Annotated in this window: 3 protein-coding genes; all 3 read left to right on the forward strand. The window is 60.0% G+C overall.

Annotation, left to right across the window (positions count from 1 at the left end):
• Positions 1-457, forward strand: a 457-nt coding sequence (locus WAW39_RS05505) for a hypothetical protein (protein ID WP_422316598.1), incomplete at its 5' end; no start/stop codon positions are given.
• A gap of 103 nt (positions 458-560) precedes the next feature.
• Positions 561-752, forward strand: coding sequence for a hypothetical protein (locus WAW39_RS05510; RefSeq protein WP_422316600.1), 192 nt, complete (start codon positions 561-563; stop codon positions 750-752).
• 79 nt (positions 753-831) lie between these two features.
• A complete protein-coding gene (locus WAW39_RS05515) occupies positions 832-1,746 on the forward strand; it encodes a bifunctional riboflavin kinase/FAD synthetase (protein ID WP_422316602.1) in 915 nt (304 codons plus the stop codon).
• Positions 1,747-1,908 lie beyond the last annotated feature (162 nt).

Raw genomic sequence — 1,908 nt, forward strand, 5'->3', positions numbered from 1 at the left:
GGCTGCAGCTCAGCGCGCCGCCGCTCCCCGCCCCGCCGTTGGCAATTCTCAGATCCGCTTTGACGGCCGCTTCGCTTCCGTCGGCCAGACCGCTCCTCAGGCCCTTCAGTTCGCTGTCTACGCTGCCAACACCCTCCAGAACAAGCCCTACGTGCTCGGTGGCGGCCATCGCAACATTGAGGACAGCGCTTATGACTGCAGCAGCAGCACTTCTTATGTCCTTATGAAGGCAGGATTGCTGAACCGCTGCCTGTCCAGCAAGGAGTTCGCCAACTATGGCCAGCCTGGCGTGGGCCGCTTCATCACCATCTGGGTGAAGCCTGGTGAGCATGTTTTCATCACCATCTGCGGTCTTCGCATGGACACTTCCGGCCAGATGACGGGCGAAGGTCCCCGCTGGCGCACCCAGGGCCGCAACTATGCTGGCTTCAGCCCTCGCCATCCTGTTGGCTTTTAATTCTCATTTTTGTGACTCGATTATCACACTCGTAAACAAAGCTTCATTCAAATCTGAAACGCACCGCCTAAATCCCCTCAAAATTCTCAAATCTACGAATCATATGAAAACGAACACCACCTCCTCCACCGCCTCCAACAAAGAAATCTCCCTCGGCTGGAACTCGATGCCTGCTTACGGTGAAGCGATGAACAAGGTCATCGGCACCGCCCACACCGACGTCCAGAGCAGCATCAGCCTCGGCAAGAAGAGCGTGCTGAAGACCTTCTGGAGCACCCTGAGCAACATGAAGTAAGCCGGAGGCTGAAGGCAGCGGCTGACGCCCTTCACCTTGCGCTCTGCATGGCCGCTGGTATGGCTCACCGCTCCAACGCATGCAGGTTCTTCGCTCCATCGACGCCCTTTCCACACTTCCCGGCCCCCTCGCTCTTGCCGTGGGCGTGTTTGATGGAATCCACCTCGGGCACCAAGAGGTCATTCGCGCGGCTCAGGAACACGCCACGCAGCACCACGGCACCGCAGTCGTCGTGACTTTCGATCCGCACCCCATGCAGGTGCTACGACCGGGCTCCGCCCCCAAACTGCTCTGTGGTCCGCGCCATCAGCGCCTCATTCTCGCCCAAACGGGCATCTCCTGCCTGCTGGCCTGCCCCTTCACCGCCGAAACGGCCAAAACGCCCGCACGCGATTTCCTCCAGCAGCTGGTGCGCGCCTCCCGCCCACTGGGCTGCATCTCCGTCGGTTATACCTGGAGCTTTGGCCATGGGCGCGAGGGCAACATTCACCTGCTCATGGACATGGGGCAGGAGCATGACTTCGCCGTGTATGGCGTGCCTCCTTTGAAAATCGATTCTGAAGTGGTCAGCAGCACCCTGATCCGCGAGGCGGTCTCGAAGGGGAATTTCCACAAAGCCGCCACGCTGCTGGGGCGCGAGTACTCGGTCTTTGGCACCGTCGTCGAAGGCCAGAAACTCGGCCGCCAGCTCGGCTTCCCCACCGCAAACGTCGATGTCGAAAACGAACAGCTCCCGCCGCTCGGCGTTTATGCGGTGGAGGCGCGTGTGGGTGCGCAATGGTTCCCGGGCGTGGCCAATCTCGGCCGCCGGCCCACCGTGGCGGCAGACGCCGATCCTTCCCTCGAAGTCCACCTGCTCAACTGGAGTGGCGACATCTATGGCCAGGACATGGAGGTGCGCTTCACCCGCCACCTGCGCAGCGAGATGAAATTCAGCAGCCTGGATGAGCTCAAGGCGCAGATCGCGCGGGATATTGAGGCTGCGCGTTCGTAACTCATTTTAAATACCGTGGCCCGTTTAAAACCGAGCGCGGCGAAGACAAGTACGACAGACACTCCTGTCTGTCGGCCAGCGCTACCGCTAACACCCATAACTTACAAGCCATCATACCAAGCCATCTCAGCAGGCTGACGCTTTAGTCGTTCAGTTTGGAAA

It is taken from the genome of Prosthecobacter sp., from assembly GCF_049294395.1.
Taxonomy (GTDB): domain Bacteria; phylum Verrucomicrobiota; class Verrucomicrobiia; order Verrucomicrobiales; family Verrucomicrobiaceae; genus Prosthecobacter.

Bases quoted from the DNA above. Each gene is read 5' to 3' on its own strand.
- WAW39_RS05510 (WP_422316600.1), top strand. From the start codon at position 561: ATGAAAACGAACACCACCTCCTCCACCGCCTCCAACAAAGAAATCTCC.
- WAW39_RS05515 (WP_422316602.1), top strand. From the start codon at position 832: ATGCAGGTTCTTCGCTCCATCGACGCCCTTTCCACACTTCCCGGCCCC.